A 17914-nucleotide genomic window follows, 5' to 3' on the forward strand; every position below is an offset into this window, starting at 1 on the left:
TTGACATAAACTCTTATTTAAGTAGATTTATGGCTTACCGCTTACCGCTTAGGCCTGTGGCTGCCCGTATATTTGCTCTGCGCGGTTAAATAGCACCCACGACGTTAAAATATATTTATCATTCGATACTGGCTTATTACCGCGATGAGTATGAGTAAAGTAGCCTGGGGCAATCACCATAGTGCCTTTTTTCGGAGCTATCTTACGATTTTGATAATAAAACTCGGTTTCACCGCCTTCTTCAACATCGTTTAAATAAAACATAAATAACAATACTCGATGCAGTGCTTCGTTATGGTGTAACTGTGGGTACACTTCACTATGCCAATACGGGTAGCCGCCTTTGTTAACTTCGTATTTTTGCGCTTGGATATTACCGAGTCGAAAAATTTGCTGTACCAATAAAGGTAATTGCGGTTTACCTACCTCGTCAAAATTAGCTTGCGTTAAATCAACAGGTTGTCCTGTTTGGGGGTGGTACACTTTTAAACCAAACGCCCCAATCATTATAAAAATATGTTCTTCAATGTAGTTAAAAACATATTGTGCAGTAGTTTGTTGAATATGTTTTAATTGCTCAGCGTATTCAGGATGATTGTTTAAGTGTAAGTCGTGGCTATCTTTTTTATTAAGATCTATGCCGCCTGATGTCATCCCTTGTTTTATATGCGGGCTTTGCGAAAAGGTGGTGATAAAGTTATCGCAAAAGTCATTACTGAGCGCGTTGTCATACACGCGGATAAAGTCCGTCATGAGTTACCTGTTTAATTATTATTGGATTATTATGTTTACTGAAAAAGTGATGCCGCGCTTTAGCGAAACGGATGCACTCGGACACATCAACAATACCGTACTCCCTGTTTGGTTTGAAGCCGCACGTGCACCTATTTTTAAATTTTTTACCCCCGATTTAAATCCTCACGATTGGAAGCTTATTATTGCTAAAATTGAGGTGTCGTTTGTAGGTGAGTTGTTTTACTCGCATGAAGTAAGTATTAAAACATCGGTAGAGCATATTGGCAGCAGCTCATTTGTGCTTCGCCAAGAGGCATGGCAGCAAGATAAATGCTGCGCAATCGGTAAAACAGTGCTGGTACGTTACGACTTTGCCGCTAAAGCTAAGCAAGCTTTATCTCGTGTTGAAAAAGCAGCCTTAAATGAGCATTTTATTGCAGCTTCTTAATGTGTAGTTAGTAATTTAAGGTGCGCAAGTAGTTATCTAAAGCGGTGACTTGCGCTTTCCTAAAGCATAGCCCGAGCTTTGTTCTACGCCACAATATGTCATCGCTGGTTTTTGCCCACTCGTTGTTAATTAGGTAATCGACTTCTTGAGCGTATAGACCATGGCCAAAATGACAACCTAAGTCAGCCAATGCACTGCAATTACCTAGCAGTGCATTAGTTAGCGTGCCATAGGAGCGTACCAGCCTATTTAATAATAACTCAGGCAACCAATTATATTTTACTTGTAGTTGCGTTATTAACGTCGCTTTTTCACTAAAATCTCCGCCTGGTAACGGCGCGCTTTTTGTCCACGCTTCAGTCATATGAGGATAAAATAGCGCGAGTTTGTCCACAGCATTTTCTGCCAGTTTTCGATAAGTAGTTATTTTTCCGCCAAACACACTTAACAAAGCAGCCTGATTATCATCATTATTTAATATCAGCTTATAATCGCGGGTTACAGCTTGAGCATCTGCTGAGTGGTCATCGAGTAATGGCCGTACGCCACTGAATGTATGTACTATATCAGTCGCTTCAATCGGAGTTTTAAAGTAATGATTAGTAATATTGATTAAGTAACTAATTTCTTGTTTGCTAATTTTTACATCTTTAATATTGCCGGTATATTCTTCATCAGTAGTGCCAATGAGAGAATAGTCATCTTCAAAGGGAATGACAAAAACAATACGTTGATCTTCATTTTGGAGAATATAGGCACATGGCTCGTCATGAATACGTGGCACCACGATATGGCTGCCTTTGACTAAGCGAATATGCTGTGGTGATGGCTGAATAAATACATTATCAAACAATGAAGCAACCCAAGGGCCTGCGGCATTAACAATGCATTTGGCTTTGATTTGTAGTTGCTGCTGGGTCGTTTGTTGCGCTAGAGTTACATCCCAATGTTCAATATTGCGCTGTGCCTTTATACAACGAGTACGTGTTGCTATGGTTGCTCCGTGTTGTTCGGCGGCAAGGGCGTTTAAGATCACTAAACGCGCGTCATCTACCCAGCCATCAGCATATTCAAACCCTTGTGTAATTGATGCATTTAGCACACTGTCTTTTGTGAAAATAATCGACTTGGAAGCGGGTAGCGTGTCTCGTTTTCCTAGATGGTCGTAAATAAATAATCCTAGGCGGATCATCCATGGCGGCCGCAAATGTGACTGATGAGGAAGCCTAAACGAGAGCGGCCAAATAATATGCGGTGCTTTTTTTAATAACACTTCACGCTCTAGCAATGCTTCTTTTACTAACCTAAATTGATAGTGCTCTAAATAGCGCAGCCCGCCATGAATAAGCTTACTGCTGTTTGATGAGGTGGCTGAGGCTAAATCGTCTTGCTCACACAATAATACTTTCAAGCCTCTACCACTTGCATCTGCTGCAATACCAGCACCATTAATGCCACCGCCAATGACAAGTAAATCATATTCGTTATCGAGTAACTGCACGGGTGAACCTTAAAGTTAGTTGTTAATGCCAGATTATATTAACGCGATTAGCCGTCATTCTGCGGATTATTAGCAAGCGTCACTTGCGCAATACAATGTAGCCATTTTGCATATAAATCGTTACGCTCAAAGCTACTCATAGTTGGCTCAAAGCGGCGGTCACATCGCCACATAGTTGCTAGTTGCGCTGTTGATTCATAAACACCACTTTGCAGGCCTGCTAAATAGGCGACGCCAAGCGAGGTGGTTTCGGTTAAGGTGGGGCGCTCAACACTCGCACCTAAAATATTAGCTAAAAACTCCATAGCCCAATTATTATTAGCCATACCGCCGTCAACGCGCAAGATGCTGGGGCGCAAGCCATCCCCTTCCATCGCTTTTTGTAAATCTTTAGTTTGATAACCCACTGATTGCAAAGCTGCAGCGACAATCGTACTAATACCTGAATCTCGAGTAAGCCCTAAAATAGCACCTCGGGCATTGGCATCCCAATAGGGAGCGCCTAAACCTGTAAAAGAGGGCACTAAAAATACCCCATGATCTAAGGGAACACCTTTGACGAGGGCTTCACTTTCTCCCGCGCTTTCTAATAATTTCAAGCCCTCTACAATCCACTGCATGGTGGCACCTGCCATAAAAATACTGCCTTCAATGGCATACGTAGGTTTGCCGTTAAGTCTATATGCGATGGTGGTTAATAAGCGATTGTTTGACTTTAGTGCTTTATCGCCGGTGTTAAGCATTAAAAAACAGCCTGTTCCGTAGGTGCTTTTTGCCATACCTTCTTCAAAACAAGCTTGGCCAATTAAAGCGGCTTGCTGATCACCCGCTATGCCGCTAATTGGAATTTCACCACCAAATAACTCGCTGCTAGTAACACCAAAGTCAGCCGCTGAGTCCATTACTTCAGGTAGCATCGAGGCTGGAATATCAAATAAGGCGAGTAAGTCTTCATCCCAGCATTGCTGGTGAATGTTAAACAGTAATGTGCGAGAGGCATTGGTTGCATCGGTTTTGTGTACTTTACCATCGGTTAATTGCCATAGTAAGTAGGTGTCTACCGTACCAAACGCCAGCTCACCTGCTTGTGCTTGCTCTTTAGCGCCAGTGACGTTATCTAAGATCCAACGAATTTTGGTGGCAGAAAAGTACGGATCGAGTAATAAGCCGGTTTTATCATTGACGATTTTACTGTGCCCAGCATCGCGCAAACTATCACAGTACTGGCTAGTGCGTCGGTCTTGCCACACAATCGCGTTGTAAATAGGTTGCCCGGTTTTTTTACTCCACACTAAGGTGGTTTCTCGTTGATTAGCAATGCCTATGGCAATAATGTCGGCAGCCGTTACCCGTTGCTGCGCCAATACGTTTTTAACGCTCGCGAATACGGTTTGCCAAATATCTACAGGATCGTGTTCAACCCAACCATTTTGCACAAAGTGCTGCGGGAAGGTTTGTTGGGCTGTGCCAAAAACCTCGGCATCTTTGGTGTATAAGATGGCGCGAGAGCTCGTCGTTCCTTGGTCAATCGAGAGTATGTATTTGCACATAAAATATAATGTTATTTAACTTAGATAAAGATAGCTTGTCTCTAAGCTAAACGAATAGCAATGCTTTTGCACCATAATGGATGTAATTTTAGGCAAATAGGATGAGTGAAAGGGAGTTAAGGCTCAGTGCTGGCGCTTAGTTTTAAATAAGCGCCAGATATATATAATATAATTATTAGTTGGCAGCATCAGCTAATTGCTGATGGAGCCAATCTTTTAATGCCATTCTATCGTGTTTTAATTGATGCATTGCTTCATCATCAATAGGGGCATCTTGTAACTCCAGGACACGGATTTCTTTATCAATTGTATTGCTTTGCCCTTGCCGCGAACTCTTCATTATCAGTGTTGAGCTTAGTGATAGTGCTTTGGTATTCAGGGAAATCTTTAGTTAATGAATGATCTTCGCCTAACATAGGTCGCTCCTTATTAAAGCGTGTTACATATTAATCTCGATAGATAAACACGCATGGGTTTTAGTCAAATTAAATGCTCTGAGGCGTTTTGCCAATACAATAGAGCTTGGGCTGATTTAAAATAAATCAACATCAAGCTCAGTATTATCGTTATTAAAGTAATTTCCCTTTGCCTGAATACAAAACACTGACACTCGTGCGGGCTTAAGTTAGAATATGAACGCAGGCAGTTGCCTGCAAACAATTTCTATTTTGAGTGCTTTATTACATGCTTTTAATGATCGATAACTACGACTCGTTTACCTACAATTTGGTACAGTATTTTCAACGTTTAGATCAAGAGGTGCTAGTAAAGCGCAATGATGAGATCTCGGTTAGTCAAATTGCCCAGTTAAACCCTAAGCATATCGTGATATCTCCCGGCCCATGTTCACCAAATGAAGCGGGTATATCTTTGGAGCTTGTTGAGCAATTAAAAGGTCAATTTCCAATTTTAGGTATTTGTTTAGGTCATCAAACAATAGCACAAGCACTAGGTGCGAACATTGTTAGGGCAAAGCAAGTGATGCATGGTAAAACCTCGCCAATTTATCATGCTAATCAAGGTGTATTTGCCGGCTTACCAAATCCATTAACAGTTTGCCGTTATCATTCGTTGGTTGTTGAACAAGATAGCATTCCTGATGAGTTGCAGATCACCGCTTGGACCGAAACTGAAAGTGGCCAGTTAGATGAAATAATGGGCTTAGTTCATAATAGCTTAGCGTTAGAGGGGGTACAATTTCACCCAGAGGCAATTTTAACGCAGCGAGGACTTGAATTACTTGCTAACTTTTTAACTCGGTTCTAGGCTTATGCTAACAAACGTAGTAGCTTCCCTTAATTTATTTATAAAAGATAACTATTAATGACAGATGAAATACGCCAACAAAGGACAGCTAAGGCATTAGAGCAACGAGCCCATGATTTGTTGCTTGGACATAGCTTTGCGCAACGTCAAATTGGCTATATTCATACTCTAGATATAAATTATGGTGAGGCGATGAAGCAGCGCACCTTACTTGAGGTTGAAGTTGCTGCGCAAAAAATACGTAAACTCTCCAGTACTTCGCATCATAAGTACCGCGCTCAAGCCAGCCAGCAGTTACATCAAGTTATTGATACCGCCATGAACAAGCAGTTAGCCGATATTGATACGGTACTACATGAAACCATTGGTATTGAAGATAATGTCCCCGCGATTTTAGACATACTTGCGGTAAAATCAGCATCGGTAGGGCGCCTTGAGCCATTAGTTAAAGATTTAACTTGGTTAGGACGTGAGTTAGTTGCTTTTGTGAATTTGCCTTATTATCGCGCGCAGCGCAATAAACATACTTCGGTAAAAGTTGATAACCCCTCTTTAGCTCTGCGTTATATTGGTTTAGACAACTTACAGTTTGTAGTGCCTACCTTTGCGGTACGTCATTGGATGCCACACAGCACCGAACCATTTCCATTATTGAAGCGTCGCCTACGCGATAACTCAATGGCTTGCGCGATTGCGGCGCAAGAGTTGGCTAAGCTCAATGGTATTAATGAAGTACATGCATTTACTTTGGGTATGTTACTCGATGTTGGCAAGATAGCTTTGATTCGACTCTATTTACGTACATTCGAACGAGTGTGGCAGCGCAAAGTAACCCTTGCCCGAGAAGACCAACATAAAGATCTTCACACCGCATTGTTAGAGTTAAAACCTGATCCGTTATTTTTAAGTACTTTACTTAATCAGCATGCGCTAAAAGTCACGGCGACGGTGATTGATAAAATGGCGTTTCGGTATTTACCTTTTAATGCTGTGTTATCGCAGTTGATTAATGGTGTGTCCAAAGGGGATTCACTATTGCCATTAGCGATGTTAATGCAAAAGGCACGTTGTTATAGTCAATGTGTTACTTTGAGCGAACATCAGCTGGTGGAAAGTGATGAAAAATCACTCTGGTTTGATTACGTTGGGTTATCAAAACAGGAACTAGAACAGCTTGAAAAAACCAATTTGCAGCACTTTCATATTAAAATTGACTAGGGCGTGTTTATCTTTCGAGGTTGAATTTGCAGCAGTGTGTTTGGTATTTAGGCAAGGCAGAGCCTATGTAGTGTGGTTGTTCCCCATAAATAGGCGATAACGCAGCATCAATGCCAAACACGCGCTGCCCGAAGGGTTCTTCCTAGGGGCGATTAACTCTTTGTTGCTCAATTTTTACTTAGCACACTAGGTTACAAATCTCGCGCCGTGATTAAATCGCCCCTAATTTGAACAAATTTTAATCCTGAAAGGTCAACACGCCCTTATTTCATAAATTTTTTGTTAATTTTTTTACGACTATTCATTCATCATTAATATCTACTCTTACCCATATTTTATCTTGCAAAGCTCTGCCTGGTGGGTGGTGGGGCAGCGATATAGAATAAACAACCCCATAATTCGTTATTCAGATAGTTATTCACTATCTCTGAAATTATATCTCAAAGCCTTTAATAACAAGGGCTACATGAAAGTTTTATAAGAGACAATAACGAAAAACTCTGAAATAATGATTATCTGAAAATTGAACCAGAGAGTATTTTTTGGCGATGTGAGCTATGCTGATTTACGCCAAAGGAGATGGTACAACAGTCTATCATCAAGCCTATTTTTTAAACTTTCTGTAGGATCACAATTAAGAGGATATAAAATGACAGTCAATCGCGAATTATTTGATCAAGTAATGGTTCCTAACTACGCACCTTCAAGCGTTATTCCTGTTCGTGGCGAAGGCTCACGTGTATGGGATCAGCAAGGTCGTGAATATATCGATTTTGCCGGTGGTATCGCTGTTAACTGTCTAGGTCATTGTCATCCAGCATTGGTTAAAGCATTAAAAGAGCAAGGCGAAAAAATCTGGCACCTATCAAATGTAATGACTAATGAGCCAGCACTTCGTTTAGCTAAAAAATTGGTAGATGCTACATTTGCTGAAAAAGTATATTTCGCCAACTCAGGCGCAGAAGCAAATGAAGGCGCACTAAAATTAGCGCGTCGTGTTGCGCTTGAAAATTTTGGTGAACAAAAATCGCAAATCATCGCTTTCAATAAAGGTTTCCATGGCCGTACATTCTTTACTGTAACCGTGGGCGGTCAAGCTGCTTACTCTGATGGTTTTGGTCCTAAGCCGGGAGATATCGTACATTGTGACTATAACGATTTAGCCGCATTTGAAGCATTAATCTCTGATAACACATGTGCGGTAATGATGGAGCCATTACAAGGTGAAGGCGGCATTATCTCTGCTACTGATGAGTTTGCTCAAGGTGTACGCCAGTTATGTACTAAACATAACGCATTGCTTATTTTTGATGAAGTACAAACTGGTGTCGGTCGTACTGGCGATCTTTACGCATACCAAGGGTTAAATGTAGTACCTGATATTTTAACTACTGCAAAAGCACTTGGCGGCGGTTTTCCAATTGGTGCAATGATCACCACGACAGAGATTGCTAAGCACCTTAAAGTCGGTACTCATGGTTCTACTTATGGCGGCAATCCGTTGGCATGTGCTGTTGGTGAAGCAGCCTTTGATACTGTGAATACACCAGAAGTATTAGCTGGTGTTAAAGCTAAAGCTGCATTATTCAATGAACTATTAACTGCAATTAACGATAAGTACAACGTATTTTCGGAAATTCGTGGTCAAGGTTTATTAATTGGTGCCGTGGTTAATGAGCAGTTTAAAGGTCGTGCTAAAGAGTTTTTAGTAGCAGGAACCGCTGAGGGTGTGATGTCGTTAGTCGCGGGTGCCGATGTGGTGCGTTTTACTCCATCTTTAGTGATCCCTGAAGCGGATATCCGTGAAGGGATGGCGCGCTTTGAAAAAGCCGTAGCCAACGTTGTGAACGGTTAATCAACACCTCTAATCATAATAAGGGCAAGTAGCAAGCTTGCCCTAATATTCTTAATTTACCGTTATTTATAAGGGAGCAAGCGGACTCATGATGATCCTTCGCCCAATCCAGCAATGTGATTACCCAGCTTTATTGAAAATTGCCCACGAATCAGGACATGGTTTTACCTCTTTACCTAATAACGAAGAGTTATTACAAAAGAAGATAGCTCATTCAATAAGCTCATTCGCAAAAAGTGCATCTCATCCGGGTGATGAAGGTTACTTGTTTGTTCTTGAAGATAGCGAAACAGGTGAAGTAGTCGGTACCTCAGCAATTGAAGCTGCGGTTGGTTTAGATGATGCGTTTTATCACTATCATTTAAGTAAAGCTATTCATTCATCTCGTACATTGAATGTTTATAAAGCGGTTGATATTTTAACCTTGTGTAATGATTACACTGGAGCAACTGAGCTTTGTACGCTGTTTTTAAAAGATGGTTACCGTAAAAATAATAACGGTAAGCTGCTTTCAAAAGCACGTTTTATGTTTATCAAGCAGCACCAAGAACGCTTTGCTGAAACCGTAATTGCAGAAATGCGCGGTGTTTCTAACGAACACGGCAGTAGTCCATTTTGGCAATGGTTAGAAGAACACTTTTTCTCGATGGATTTTCCAACAGCTGATTACTTAACCGGTATTGGCCAAAAAGTGTTTATTGCTGAACTAATGCCAAAGTACCCAATTTACGTCAACTTATTAAGTAAAGAGGCGCAAGCCGTGATCGGCAAGGTGCACAATAATACGCGCCCTGCGATTGAACTACTGAAAAAAGAAGGCTTCACCTTTAATGGCTACGTTGACATTTTTGATGCTGGCCCAACGGTAGAAGCAAAAGTAGATAATATTGCAACTATTCGTAATGCCAAAAACTTTACCGTAAAAATCGGTGAAAACAGCGGCGAGACGGCTATCATGCTAGCGAATGACAAACTCAATGATTTTAGAGCAACCGTTGCACAACTAAACCTTGATGAAACAAGCTCTGAGTTGACTTTGCCACAGGCAATGGCCGATGCACTGCACTTACAAGCTGGCGATATAGTTACCGCAACACGTATATAATTTAGGAGAAAGTACATGACTCATCCTGCACAATTTATTAATGGTCAATGGTCGCAAGGCCTAGGCGATGCATTTAATTCAGTAAACCCAGCCAATAACGAAATTATTTGGCAAGCAAACTCAGCCACCAGTGAGCAAGTAGACACCGCTGTTAACTCTGCGCGTGCAGCATTTTATAGCTGGGCTGATAAATCATTTGCAGAACGTTTAGCGATTGTAAAAACTTTTGCCGAAACCCTAAAAGAGCACAGCGAAGAGCTTGCTGTTGTAATAGCCCAAGAAACGGGTAAGCCGTTATGGGAAACTCGCACTGAAGCGGGTGCTATGGTCGGTAAAATAGCTATCTCTGAAAAAGCATTTTTAGAGCGCACTGGCGACGTAGAAAACCCAATGCCGCAAGGTCGTGCAATGATCCGCCATAAACCACATGGTGTAGTGGCGGTATTTGGCCCTTATAACTTCCCTGGTCATTTACCTAATGGCCATATTGTGCCTGCACTTTTGGCGGGCAATACCGTGGTGTTTAAACCATCGGAGCTAACTCCAGCTGTTGCTGAGCTAACGCTTAAGTTATGGGAAAAAGCAGGTTTACCAGCAGGGGTTATTAACCTAGTACAAGGCGAAGTAGCCACAGGTAAGGCTCTTGCTGCTCACAAAGGTATTGATGGCTTATTCTTTACCGGTTCATCACGCACAGGCCATATTCTGCATGAGCAGTTTGCCGGTCAACCAGGTAAAATCTTAGCATTAGAAATGGGTGGTAACAATCCACTGATTATTACTGATGTTGCTGATACTAAAGCCGTTATTCACGATATTATTCAATCAGCATTTATCTCAAGTGGCCAACGATGTACCTGTGCACGCAAGCTGTTTTTACCAGCAGGTGAGCAAGGCGATGCAATTTTAGCCGGTTTAATTACCGCGACTAAAGCCATCAAAGTGGGCAACTACGATGATGTAGAGCAACCGTTTATGGGCTCGATGATCTCATCAGCTGCGGCCGCTGGTATGGTAAAAGCACAGCAACAACTCGTTGAGCTTGGTGCTGAAGTATTGGTTGAGCTTAAGCATACTGAAAATACAGGTTTTGTAACGCCTGGTATTATTGAGTGCACAGATGTTGCTAACTTCCCAGATGAAGAGCACTTTGGTCCACTATTAAAAGTATTCCGCTTTACAGATTTTGATAGTGCGATTGATAAAGCCAACGATACCAGCTTTGGTTTGTCTGCGGGTTTACTCAGTGATAATGCGGCAGATTACGACCATTTTTTACGTCGTATCCGTGCTGGTATTGTTAACTGGAACCGCCCAATCACCGGTGCCTCAAGTGCAGCTCCTTTTGGTGGTATTGGTGCATCAGGTAATCATCGTGCAAGTGCTTACTATGCAGCTGATTATTGCGCATACCCAGTTGCCTCTGTTGAACTTGAAAAAGTAGCAATGCCAGCAACATTAAGCCCAGGCTTAAAAATCGATTAATCGATTTTGGTCAAATAGTAATAAATAACTAAAAAAGCAGCCAAGGCTGCTTTTTTTGTATTGGTTAATGCTCAAAGGTAGCAATTAAAAGCGCTTTCTGCTTAAATCAATACAGTCGTTTTAATTAGGTGTGGATAATTATGGTTTTAGATAGGCAAGGATATGATGACCTCATCATGTATCTTACTCAAAATTTAGCATTATTTGAGAAGTCCGGCGAAATAAAACCAGGCGCTCCTACTATTATGGAGCTAATAGAAGATGATATTGCTGAAAATGTTATGTTGTTATGCCAGCAACACACAGAGCTTTCTACTGAACAACGTAGTCAAATCGTGCGTGAAGTAGATGGCATTGTATACGACTTACAAGAAGTCCTCAGCAGCGTCACCAGTAATCAAGTGACAATAGAGCAACATGCATTTATCGATGAATTTGCCGCATTGGTAAAAAACCTCTTTGATAGCGCAGTTGTCGAAAGTGCCTGATCATTCCAATTATCGTTTTTAATTTGCAACTGCGTGTGACTTCCTTACAATCAAGGAAATAACTTCTTTGAGAGTAATAAAATGCAAGCGAATGTGAAATGGGTTGAAGGCGATACTTTTTTAGGGCGTTCTAATTCTGGTCACAATGTTGTGTTTGATGCTGGTAGCGATAGCGCCGCACCAAGCCCAATGGAAATGGTATTAATGTCAGTTGGCTGCTGTTCATCGGTTGATGTAGTCAGTATTCTAAAAAAAGCTAAACAACAGTTTTCAGATGTGCAAGTGCAATTGAGTGCTGAACGCGCAGAGTCCGCTCCGCGAGTATTCACTAAGATTAACTTACACTTTGTTGTGACTGGCGACAACGTTTCAGAAAAGCACCTTGCGCGTGCCGTTCAACTATCTGCAGAGAAGTATTGTTCAGTAGCATTAATGCTTGATAAAACAGTAGAAATTACCCACACACACGAAGTTATACAAGAACAGGGAAAATAACGCTTTTTCCTGAGGTGAAATTCGTATAAAATCCGCGAACTTTTCATTCTGCTCTGGCAGATTTCACTTGTTTATAGGTTGGTTTATCATGAACAAACCCTTCGATAAAATTAAACTTCATGGCTTTAATAACTTAACCAAAAGTTTAAGCTTTAGTATTTACGATATTTGCTATGCAAAGACTGAGCAACAACGTAAAGAATATATTGAATATATCGACGAACAGTACAGTGCTGATCGACTAACCGATATTTTAGGTGAAGTAGTAGACATTATCGGTGCGAATATTTTAAATGTTTCGCGTCAAGATTACGACCCTCAAGGTGCTAGTGTAACAATTCTGATCTCAGAAGAGCCAATTGAGCAGCAGCAAACTTATGAAGTTGATGAAGCACCAGGACCATTACCTGAAACAGTTGTTGCTCATTTAGATAAAAGCCACATCTGCGTTCATACCTATCCTGAAGCTCACCCTGATGATGGTATTTGTACTTTCCGTGCCGATATCGAAGTATCAACCTGTGGCATTATTTCGCCATTAAAAGCGTTAAACTTCCTAATTCATAGCTTAGAGTCAGATGTTGTAACAATTGACTACCGAGTGCGTGGTTTTACCCGTGACGTAGATGGTGTTAAGCACTATATCGATCACGCGATCAACTCAATTCAAAACTACATGACCGAAGATACCAAAGAAGCGTACCAAATGATGGACGTGAATGTGTATCAAGAAAACTTGTTCCACACTAAGATGATGCTAAAAGAAACAGACCTAAATACTTATTTATTTGGTGTTACTACTAGTGATTTATCTGAAGACGAAGAAGAAGCAATTCGTTCTAAATTAACACGTGAAATGCAAGAAATCTTTTACGGCCGTAACCTGCCGGAAGCAGAATAAACTCACTTAATTAGTAAGTTTTAAAAAACGGCGCGCAATGTAAATTGTGCGCCGTTTTTTATTAAAGTTGCTAAATGCAGCAACAAAAGCAAACGAAAAGACCATCCTTCCTAAGTATACCTCCTAAATTAGCCTGAAAATGTTGGTGACGACATTCCTTGACGCTAGCAGCTGTGGCTAATAGTCTAAGTAAACAGCCCGTCTTCTATTATGGATCAATATGCAGAATCAAGGCCTAGCACAGCAACTATTTTTGGCAAAGCAGGTGAGGGAGCACGAAGCAAAAGCAGCGACCTTGGCAGGCGTTAGCATGTTCACTTTGATGGAGCGCGCAGGGCATGCGGTATTCTCGCAGTGTATCGAGCATTTTCCGAATGCTCAGCGCTACTTTATTCTGGTCGGTTATGGTAATAATGCGGGCGATGGCTATATTGTGGCAAGCCTTGCCAAGCAAGCCGGTAAGGAAGTCATTGTACTTGCAGCCGATACCAGTAGACATCTCACCGGGGATGCGCTTACAGCTCAGCAACGTTGGCAAGCATTGGGGGGCGAAGTTGAAAGTTACACGCAAGGTCGCCTCAATAATGCCGATATTATTATTGATGGTTTGTTAGGTACCGGAATTAATAGTCAAGTTCGTCCGCCATTTTTAACGATGATTGAAGATGCCAACGCGCAACCTAGCGCAATAGTGGCAATTGATTTACCTTCAGGCATAGACGCCGACACCGGGCAGCCACTTGGCATCGCTATTCAGGCTACTATTACCGTTACTTTTGTGGGGATTAAACAAGGCTTAGTAACCGGTGCCGGGCGAAGTGCTGCAGGAAAAATCATTTTTAATGATTTAGGGATCGCAGAATCATTTACCAAGTTAGTGGATGCTAGCGCAACACTTATCAATATCACTAGTTTTAAACCACTTGCTGCACGAAGTCGCAATAGCCATAAAGGGAACCACGGCAAGCTGTTATGCGTCGGTGGGAATCAAGGTACTAGCGGGGCCATTCGTTTATCAAGTGAAGCAGCACTTCGTACAGGCGCTGCAATGGTGCGTGTTTATACTCATCAAAGCAGTGTACAAGTCGTTAGTAGTGGTCGCCCTGAATTAATGGTCAGTTGCGACAGTTTATCCGCAGCCCTTGAATGGGCAAATTGTGTCATTATTGGTCCAGGTCTTGGTCAGGATAGTTGGGCGCAAACGACATTTGAGCAGGTTATACAATATTGCTTAGCAAATAATTTACCATTAGTTATTGATGCTGATGGCTTAAATTTGTTGGCTAAGCATGCTTTAGAGTATCGCCTTAAAAATTGCATAATAACCCCGCATGCTGGTGAAGCCTCACGGCTAATGAAAGTTTCAATTGCTGAGATTGAAGCAAATCGCTTTCAATCTGCTACGGATTTAGCTAAACGTTATACCAGTACCAGTGTGCTGAAAGGCGCGGGTAGCCTGATCGCCAACGGGCAGCAAACTTGGTTGTGCGAAAATGGTAATCCAGCGCTTGCCGTTGGTGGCAGTGGTGATGTGCTTACCGGCATCATAGGTGCGTTACTTGCTCAAGGTTTCGCTGTTGATCAAGCCGCATGTTACGGTGTGACATTGCACGCTAAAGCAGCCGATATTTTGGCAGAACGCGAAGGGGAGCGCGGTATGTTGCCAAGTGATTTATTTGCTATTGTTAGGCAGCTCATTAATGGTAAATAGCGGTTAAATATACTTTTTGGTCACTATTTTTAGGAACTCGTTTTGCTAAATACAGCACAGTCCCTATACTCTAATTTGCGCGGCTATTATTTACTACTGAGGTAAAAAGAAGATGTTGATACAAAAAAAAATGTACCTAGGGAGTTTTCTGCTGCTGTTGTTTGCTTTAATTATTCTGTCAGGAATAATGCAGCTAGTTGTTACGCCAATCATTAAAAATGACGCTATATCCAGCGCAAAATTACAAGCAAAGGTGATCGGCGAATCGTTAGCAAAAGATTTAGCTAAAAGTGCCACCTTAACGCAAAGCTTAGCCGTGGTAGCCGAGACTTTGCCATTGCAGCAGGCGGCCTTTATTGAAAATATTGCTCCTTTGATTGCAAGTGGCAAAGGTATTGCGGGTGGTGGTATTTGGCCTGAGCCGAATAAAATGCTGCCTTCAGCAGCAAAGGCATCTCTTTTCTGGGCGAAAACAGGTAATGGCCAATATAAACTTTTAGATGATTATAACCAGCCCGACAGCAGCGCGTATCAACAAGAAACCTGGTATAAAAATGCCATTAACGCTAATCGGGGTGAGTGCGTTTGGTCCGAAGCTTATGTAGACACGGTATCGAATGTACCGATGGTTACCTGTTCCGTGAAAATAATCCGTGATAACCAATTTTGGGGGGTTGCCACCTTAGACGTTGAACTGGCATCTATCGAAAGCTCATTGATCGCAGAGAACAATGCTACGGGCACCTATAACTTTATTTTAGATAGCGCCGAGCAATTAGTATCGATTCCATCGATACGCAATACTAACTTAGCAATGATGAGCCTTACTCAGGTTGCCAGTAAAGACAGTAGCTTAAAGCCGTTGGTCAGCGCCTTGCAAAACAGCAATACAACTGTTGCTGAATTTGCCAGTGGTGTGGTTAATAATGACGAATCTATTTTAGTAACTTACTCATTGGCAGAGCAAAATTGGCGCTCTGGGGTTATTATTCCTGCCGCAATTGCCAAGAAAACCGTTAACACCCTCACTTATTATTTATACAGTTCATTTATCGCCCTTATTCTCGCTTTTGTATCAGTATTACTGATTTTTGGTAATCGCCTGGTGCAGCAAATTAACACCACCACAGAGCAAGTTAGAATGTTGGTGCAAGGTCGCACGAATTCAAAACTGGCGGTGCGTGGAAGTGATGAAATGAGCCACTTATGCGAAGCGATTAATGATTATGGCGATCATCTGATTAAGATTTTAGAACAGATCCAAGCAGAAGCCGCTGCGGTTAAAAACAACGCTGAAGCGATGGATAACTTAAGTAATAACAGCCAAATTCGTACGCAAGAGTTAATGGAAGAAAACAACATGTTGGCTGAGGCAATTCATGAAATGTCGATAGCAGCCTCATCAGCCTCACAAGATGTTTTGAGCGTTGCAGATATTACTACGCAATCCGCTGATTTAGTGAATTCTGGTTTTGATGTTATTGAGAAGAATGCCGAATCAATCCAGTTATTATTTGATAAATTAACGGAATCATCAGATGCCATTTCACGGATTGCACAAGACTCAAAACAAGTGGGCTCGGTGCTTGATGTGATCATGAATATTTCAGAACAAACTAATCTACTTGCGCTTAATGCCGCCATTGAAGCTGCTCGAGCAGGTGAATCAGGGCGTGGTTTCGCGGTAGTGGCTGATGAAGTTAGAACTTTGGCACATCGTACTCAGCAATCGGCTGGCGAGATTGAAACCATGATCAGCCAATTGCAAGAAGCCGCTAGTCGAGGGGTTAACGTTATTGGGCAATGCCGTGAATACTCTGAAGTGGTGAACGAGCGCTCAGCAACGACACGTGCACAGTATGAAAGTATTGTTACCGCGTTTAATGATATTAAAGAGCGTTCATCAAGCATTGCCGTAGCGACTGAAGAGCAATCACAGGTAACCGAAAATGTGAAAAACTTGGCAGAGCGAATTCGTGAGATCTCTGTGCAAAATGCCAGTGATGCTGAAGAATTTCGTAGCGTCAGCAAAGATTCAAATAGCCAAGCACAGCGTTTATATCAAATTAGTCAGCAATAATGTGATTCATTGATAGTGTTTTTCAAGCATCGTTAGCTGAGAATGTCAGCGCGATGCTTTACCTTCGTCCTCTTCTGGTGGATCGCCGGAGTCTTCTTTGCGTTTACGCTGCTCTTGTTTGGCTTTTTGTACATTCTCAAATTGCGGGGGTGGAATAGGGAATAACGAAATAAGCGGAAAGAACGACAAAAATAAAAAAGCCCCTCGTGACATGGTTTTACCCCAAGCGACCATTTTCATCATGGCCCAAAATACAAGCAGCAATAATATGCTTACTACAAGCCAATGCAGCAGTACTGTTCCAAGACCAACCCTAGCTAATAAATCCATTTGTTTTTAATATGGTTACTAATAGTTAGTTAATAAGGGTTAATTGCACAATATCAAGTTAATAGGCGCTGATAACTTCATGTAGGTCGTGAGGTAAAAGTTTTAGATTCCCCTATGATTGAAGAGTTCACATTTATTGTTAATGGTTTAATTGATGCTCAAAGATTATAAGCTTAAATTGTTTATTGAGAAGGGAAGTTAATAACACACCCTAATTTATTATAGAACTTGATTATATTTTTATGATTCATCTTCGTGACTTTCTGCTGTTAAAATTAATACATAGCTGATGTAATTATTGACAATGTGTGAAACTAAAAACCCAGCCGAAGCTGGGTTTTTAATTGAGCTAGGAGGGTAATGATGTCGGGTAAGGAATAGCCATTACTGGCTACCTCTCCTCTAAGAACCGTACGTGCGAGTTTCCCCGCATACGGCTCAAGCCCTTATAAGTCATTACCTAAGTAAAGACCGGCGACTTAACTTACTAATGTATAGAGAATGTCTTTTGGTGTAAGTGTGAATATTACCGCATAGGGATAGAGTGTTAAGATTAGCTTATTGCATGACTTGCTTAACTGTGTCAGCGAGTCTAATAGTATCTTCAACTGTTCTATCTGTTTAGTGGCTGTAATTCCCCAACTTGAACTTATCTTCTTTCGATTCATCCTATAATCCTATGGAGGTTATATGTCAAACGAAAGCAGAAATTGTAAGAGACCCTCCTTTACCTTTTGTATCACCGA

15 protein-coding genes and 1 pseudogene are annotated in these 17914 nt (G+C 41.6%); 11 read left to right on the forward strand and 5 right to left on the reverse strand.

Features of this window, described 5'->3' with window-relative positions; all coding sequences use genetic code 11:
• Nucleotides 1-48: 48 nt before the first annotated feature.
• Nucleotides 49-753, reverse strand: coding sequence for a 2OG-Fe(II) oxygenase (locus H5180_RS18640; RefSeq protein ID WP_145238009.1), 705 nt, complete (start codon nucleotides 751-753; stop codon nucleotides 49-51).
• 31 nt (nucleotides 754-784) lie between these two features.
• Here H5180_RS18640 and H5180_RS18645 point away from each other — a divergent pair, with 31 nt between their 5' ends.
• A complete protein-coding gene (locus H5180_RS18645) occupies nucleotides 785-1183 on the forward strand; it encodes a thioesterase family protein (RefSeq protein ID WP_145238012.1) in 399 nt (132 codons plus the stop codon).
• A 7-nt stretch (nucleotides 1184-1190) separates the two neighbouring features.
• Here H5180_RS18645 and glpD read toward each other — a convergent pair whose 3' ends face one another.
• The 3 genes and pseudogenes from glpD to H5180_RS18660 form a co-directional block, all read right to left on the reverse strand.
• The gene (gene glpD / locus H5180_RS18650; protein WP_182758809.1) at nucleotides 1191-2684 is read right to left on the reverse strand and encodes a glycerol-3-phosphate dehydrogenase; all 1494 of its coding nucleotides are present in this window, start codon (nucleotides 2682-2684) and stop codon (nucleotides 1191-1193) included.
• A 47-nt stretch (nucleotides 2685-2731) separates the two neighbouring features.
• A complete protein-coding gene (gene glpK / locus H5180_RS18655) occupies nucleotides 2732-4234 on the reverse strand; it encodes a glycerol kinase GlpK (RefSeq protein WP_182735544.1) in 1503 nt (500 codons plus the stop codon).
• Between the two features lie 175 nt (nucleotides 4235-4409).
• Nucleotides 4410-4650 (reverse strand): annotated as a pseudogene (locus H5180_RS18660) (YdcH family protein).
• A gap of 268 nt (nucleotides 4651-4918) precedes the next feature.
• Between H5180_RS18660 and H5180_RS18665 the strand changes: the two are divergent.
• The 10 genes from H5180_RS18665 to H5180_RS18710 all read left to right on the forward strand — a co-directional run bounded on the left by H5180_RS18665 (nucleotide 4919) and on the right by H5180_RS18710 (nucleotide 16838).
• Complete coding sequence (locus H5180_RS18665) at nucleotides 4919-5500, forward strand: aminodeoxychorismate/anthranilate synthase component II (RefSeq protein WP_145238024.1); 582 nt, start codon at nucleotides 4919-4921, stop codon at nucleotides 5498-5500.
• A 57-nt stretch (nucleotides 5501-5557) separates the two neighbouring features.
• Nucleotides 5558-6718, forward strand: coding sequence for an HDOD domain-containing protein (locus H5180_RS18670; protein ID WP_145238027.1), 1161 nt, complete (start codon nucleotides 5558-5560; stop codon nucleotides 6716-6718).
• A 649-nt stretch (nucleotides 6719-7367) separates the two neighbouring features.
• A complete protein-coding gene (locus tag H5180_RS18675) occupies nucleotides 7368-8573 on the forward strand; it encodes an aspartate aminotransferase family protein (protein WP_145238030.1) in 1206 nt (401 codons plus the stop codon).
• A gap of 88 nt (nucleotides 8574-8661) precedes the next feature.
• Nucleotides 8662-9678 (forward strand): arginine N-succinyltransferase, encoded by a 1017-nt coding sequence (gene astA, locus H5180_RS18680; protein WP_145238033.1) that lies wholly within the window; start codon nucleotides 8662-8664, stop codon nucleotides 9676-9678.
• Nucleotides 9679-9693: 15 nt separating this feature from the next.
• A complete protein-coding gene (gene astD / locus H5180_RS18685) occupies nucleotides 9694-11163 on the forward strand; it encodes a succinylglutamate-semialdehyde dehydrogenase (RefSeq protein ID WP_145238036.1) in 1470 nt (489 codons plus the stop codon).
• Nucleotides 11164-11303: 140 nt separating this feature from the next.
• Nucleotides 11304-11651 carry a DUF3802 family protein gene (locus tag H5180_RS18690; protein WP_149980484.1) on the forward strand — a complete coding sequence of 116 codons (348 nt, stop codon included), beginning with the start codon at nucleotides 11304-11306 and terminating at the stop codon, nucleotides 11649-11651.
• A gap of 81 nt (nucleotides 11652-11732) precedes the next feature.
• A complete protein-coding gene (locus tag H5180_RS18695; protein WP_145238042.1) occupies nucleotides 11733-12146 on the forward strand; it encodes an OsmC family protein in 414 nt (137 codons plus the stop codon).
• 88 nt (nucleotides 12147-12234) lie between these two features.
• Nucleotides 12235-13047: an adenosylmethionine decarboxylase gene (gene speD, locus H5180_RS18700; RefSeq protein ID WP_145238045.1), complete on the forward strand. Its 813-nt coding sequence runs from the start codon at nucleotides 12235-12237 to the stop codon at nucleotides 13045-13047.
• A gap of 220 nt (nucleotides 13048-13267) precedes the next feature.
• On the forward strand, nucleotides 13268-14758 hold the full coding sequence (locus H5180_RS18705) for an NAD(P)H-hydrate dehydratase (protein ID WP_182758810.1): 1491 nt from the start codon (nucleotides 13268-13270) through the stop codon (nucleotides 14756-14758).
• A gap of 112 nt (nucleotides 14759-14870) precedes the next feature.
• The gene (locus H5180_RS18710; RefSeq protein ID WP_182758811.1) at nucleotides 14871-16838 is read left to right on the forward strand and encodes a methyl-accepting chemotaxis protein; all 1968 of its coding nucleotides are present in this window, start codon (nucleotides 14871-14873) and stop codon (nucleotides 16836-16838) included.
• Between the two features lie 45 nt (nucleotides 16839-16883).
• Here H5180_RS18710 and H5180_RS18715 read toward each other — a convergent pair whose 3' ends face one another.
• Nucleotides 16884-17168: a hypothetical protein gene (locus H5180_RS18715; RefSeq protein ID WP_182758823.1), complete on the reverse strand. Its 285-nt coding sequence runs from the start codon at nucleotides 17166-17168 to the stop codon at nucleotides 16884-16886.
• Nucleotides 17169-17914: the final 746 nt, after the last annotated feature.

The organism is Pseudoalteromonas sp. SR41-4 (assembly GCF_014163985.1).
GTDB classification, from domain to species: Bacteria; Pseudomonadota; Gammaproteobacteria; order Enterobacterales; family Alteromonadaceae; genus Pseudoalteromonas; species Pseudoalteromonas rhizosphaerae.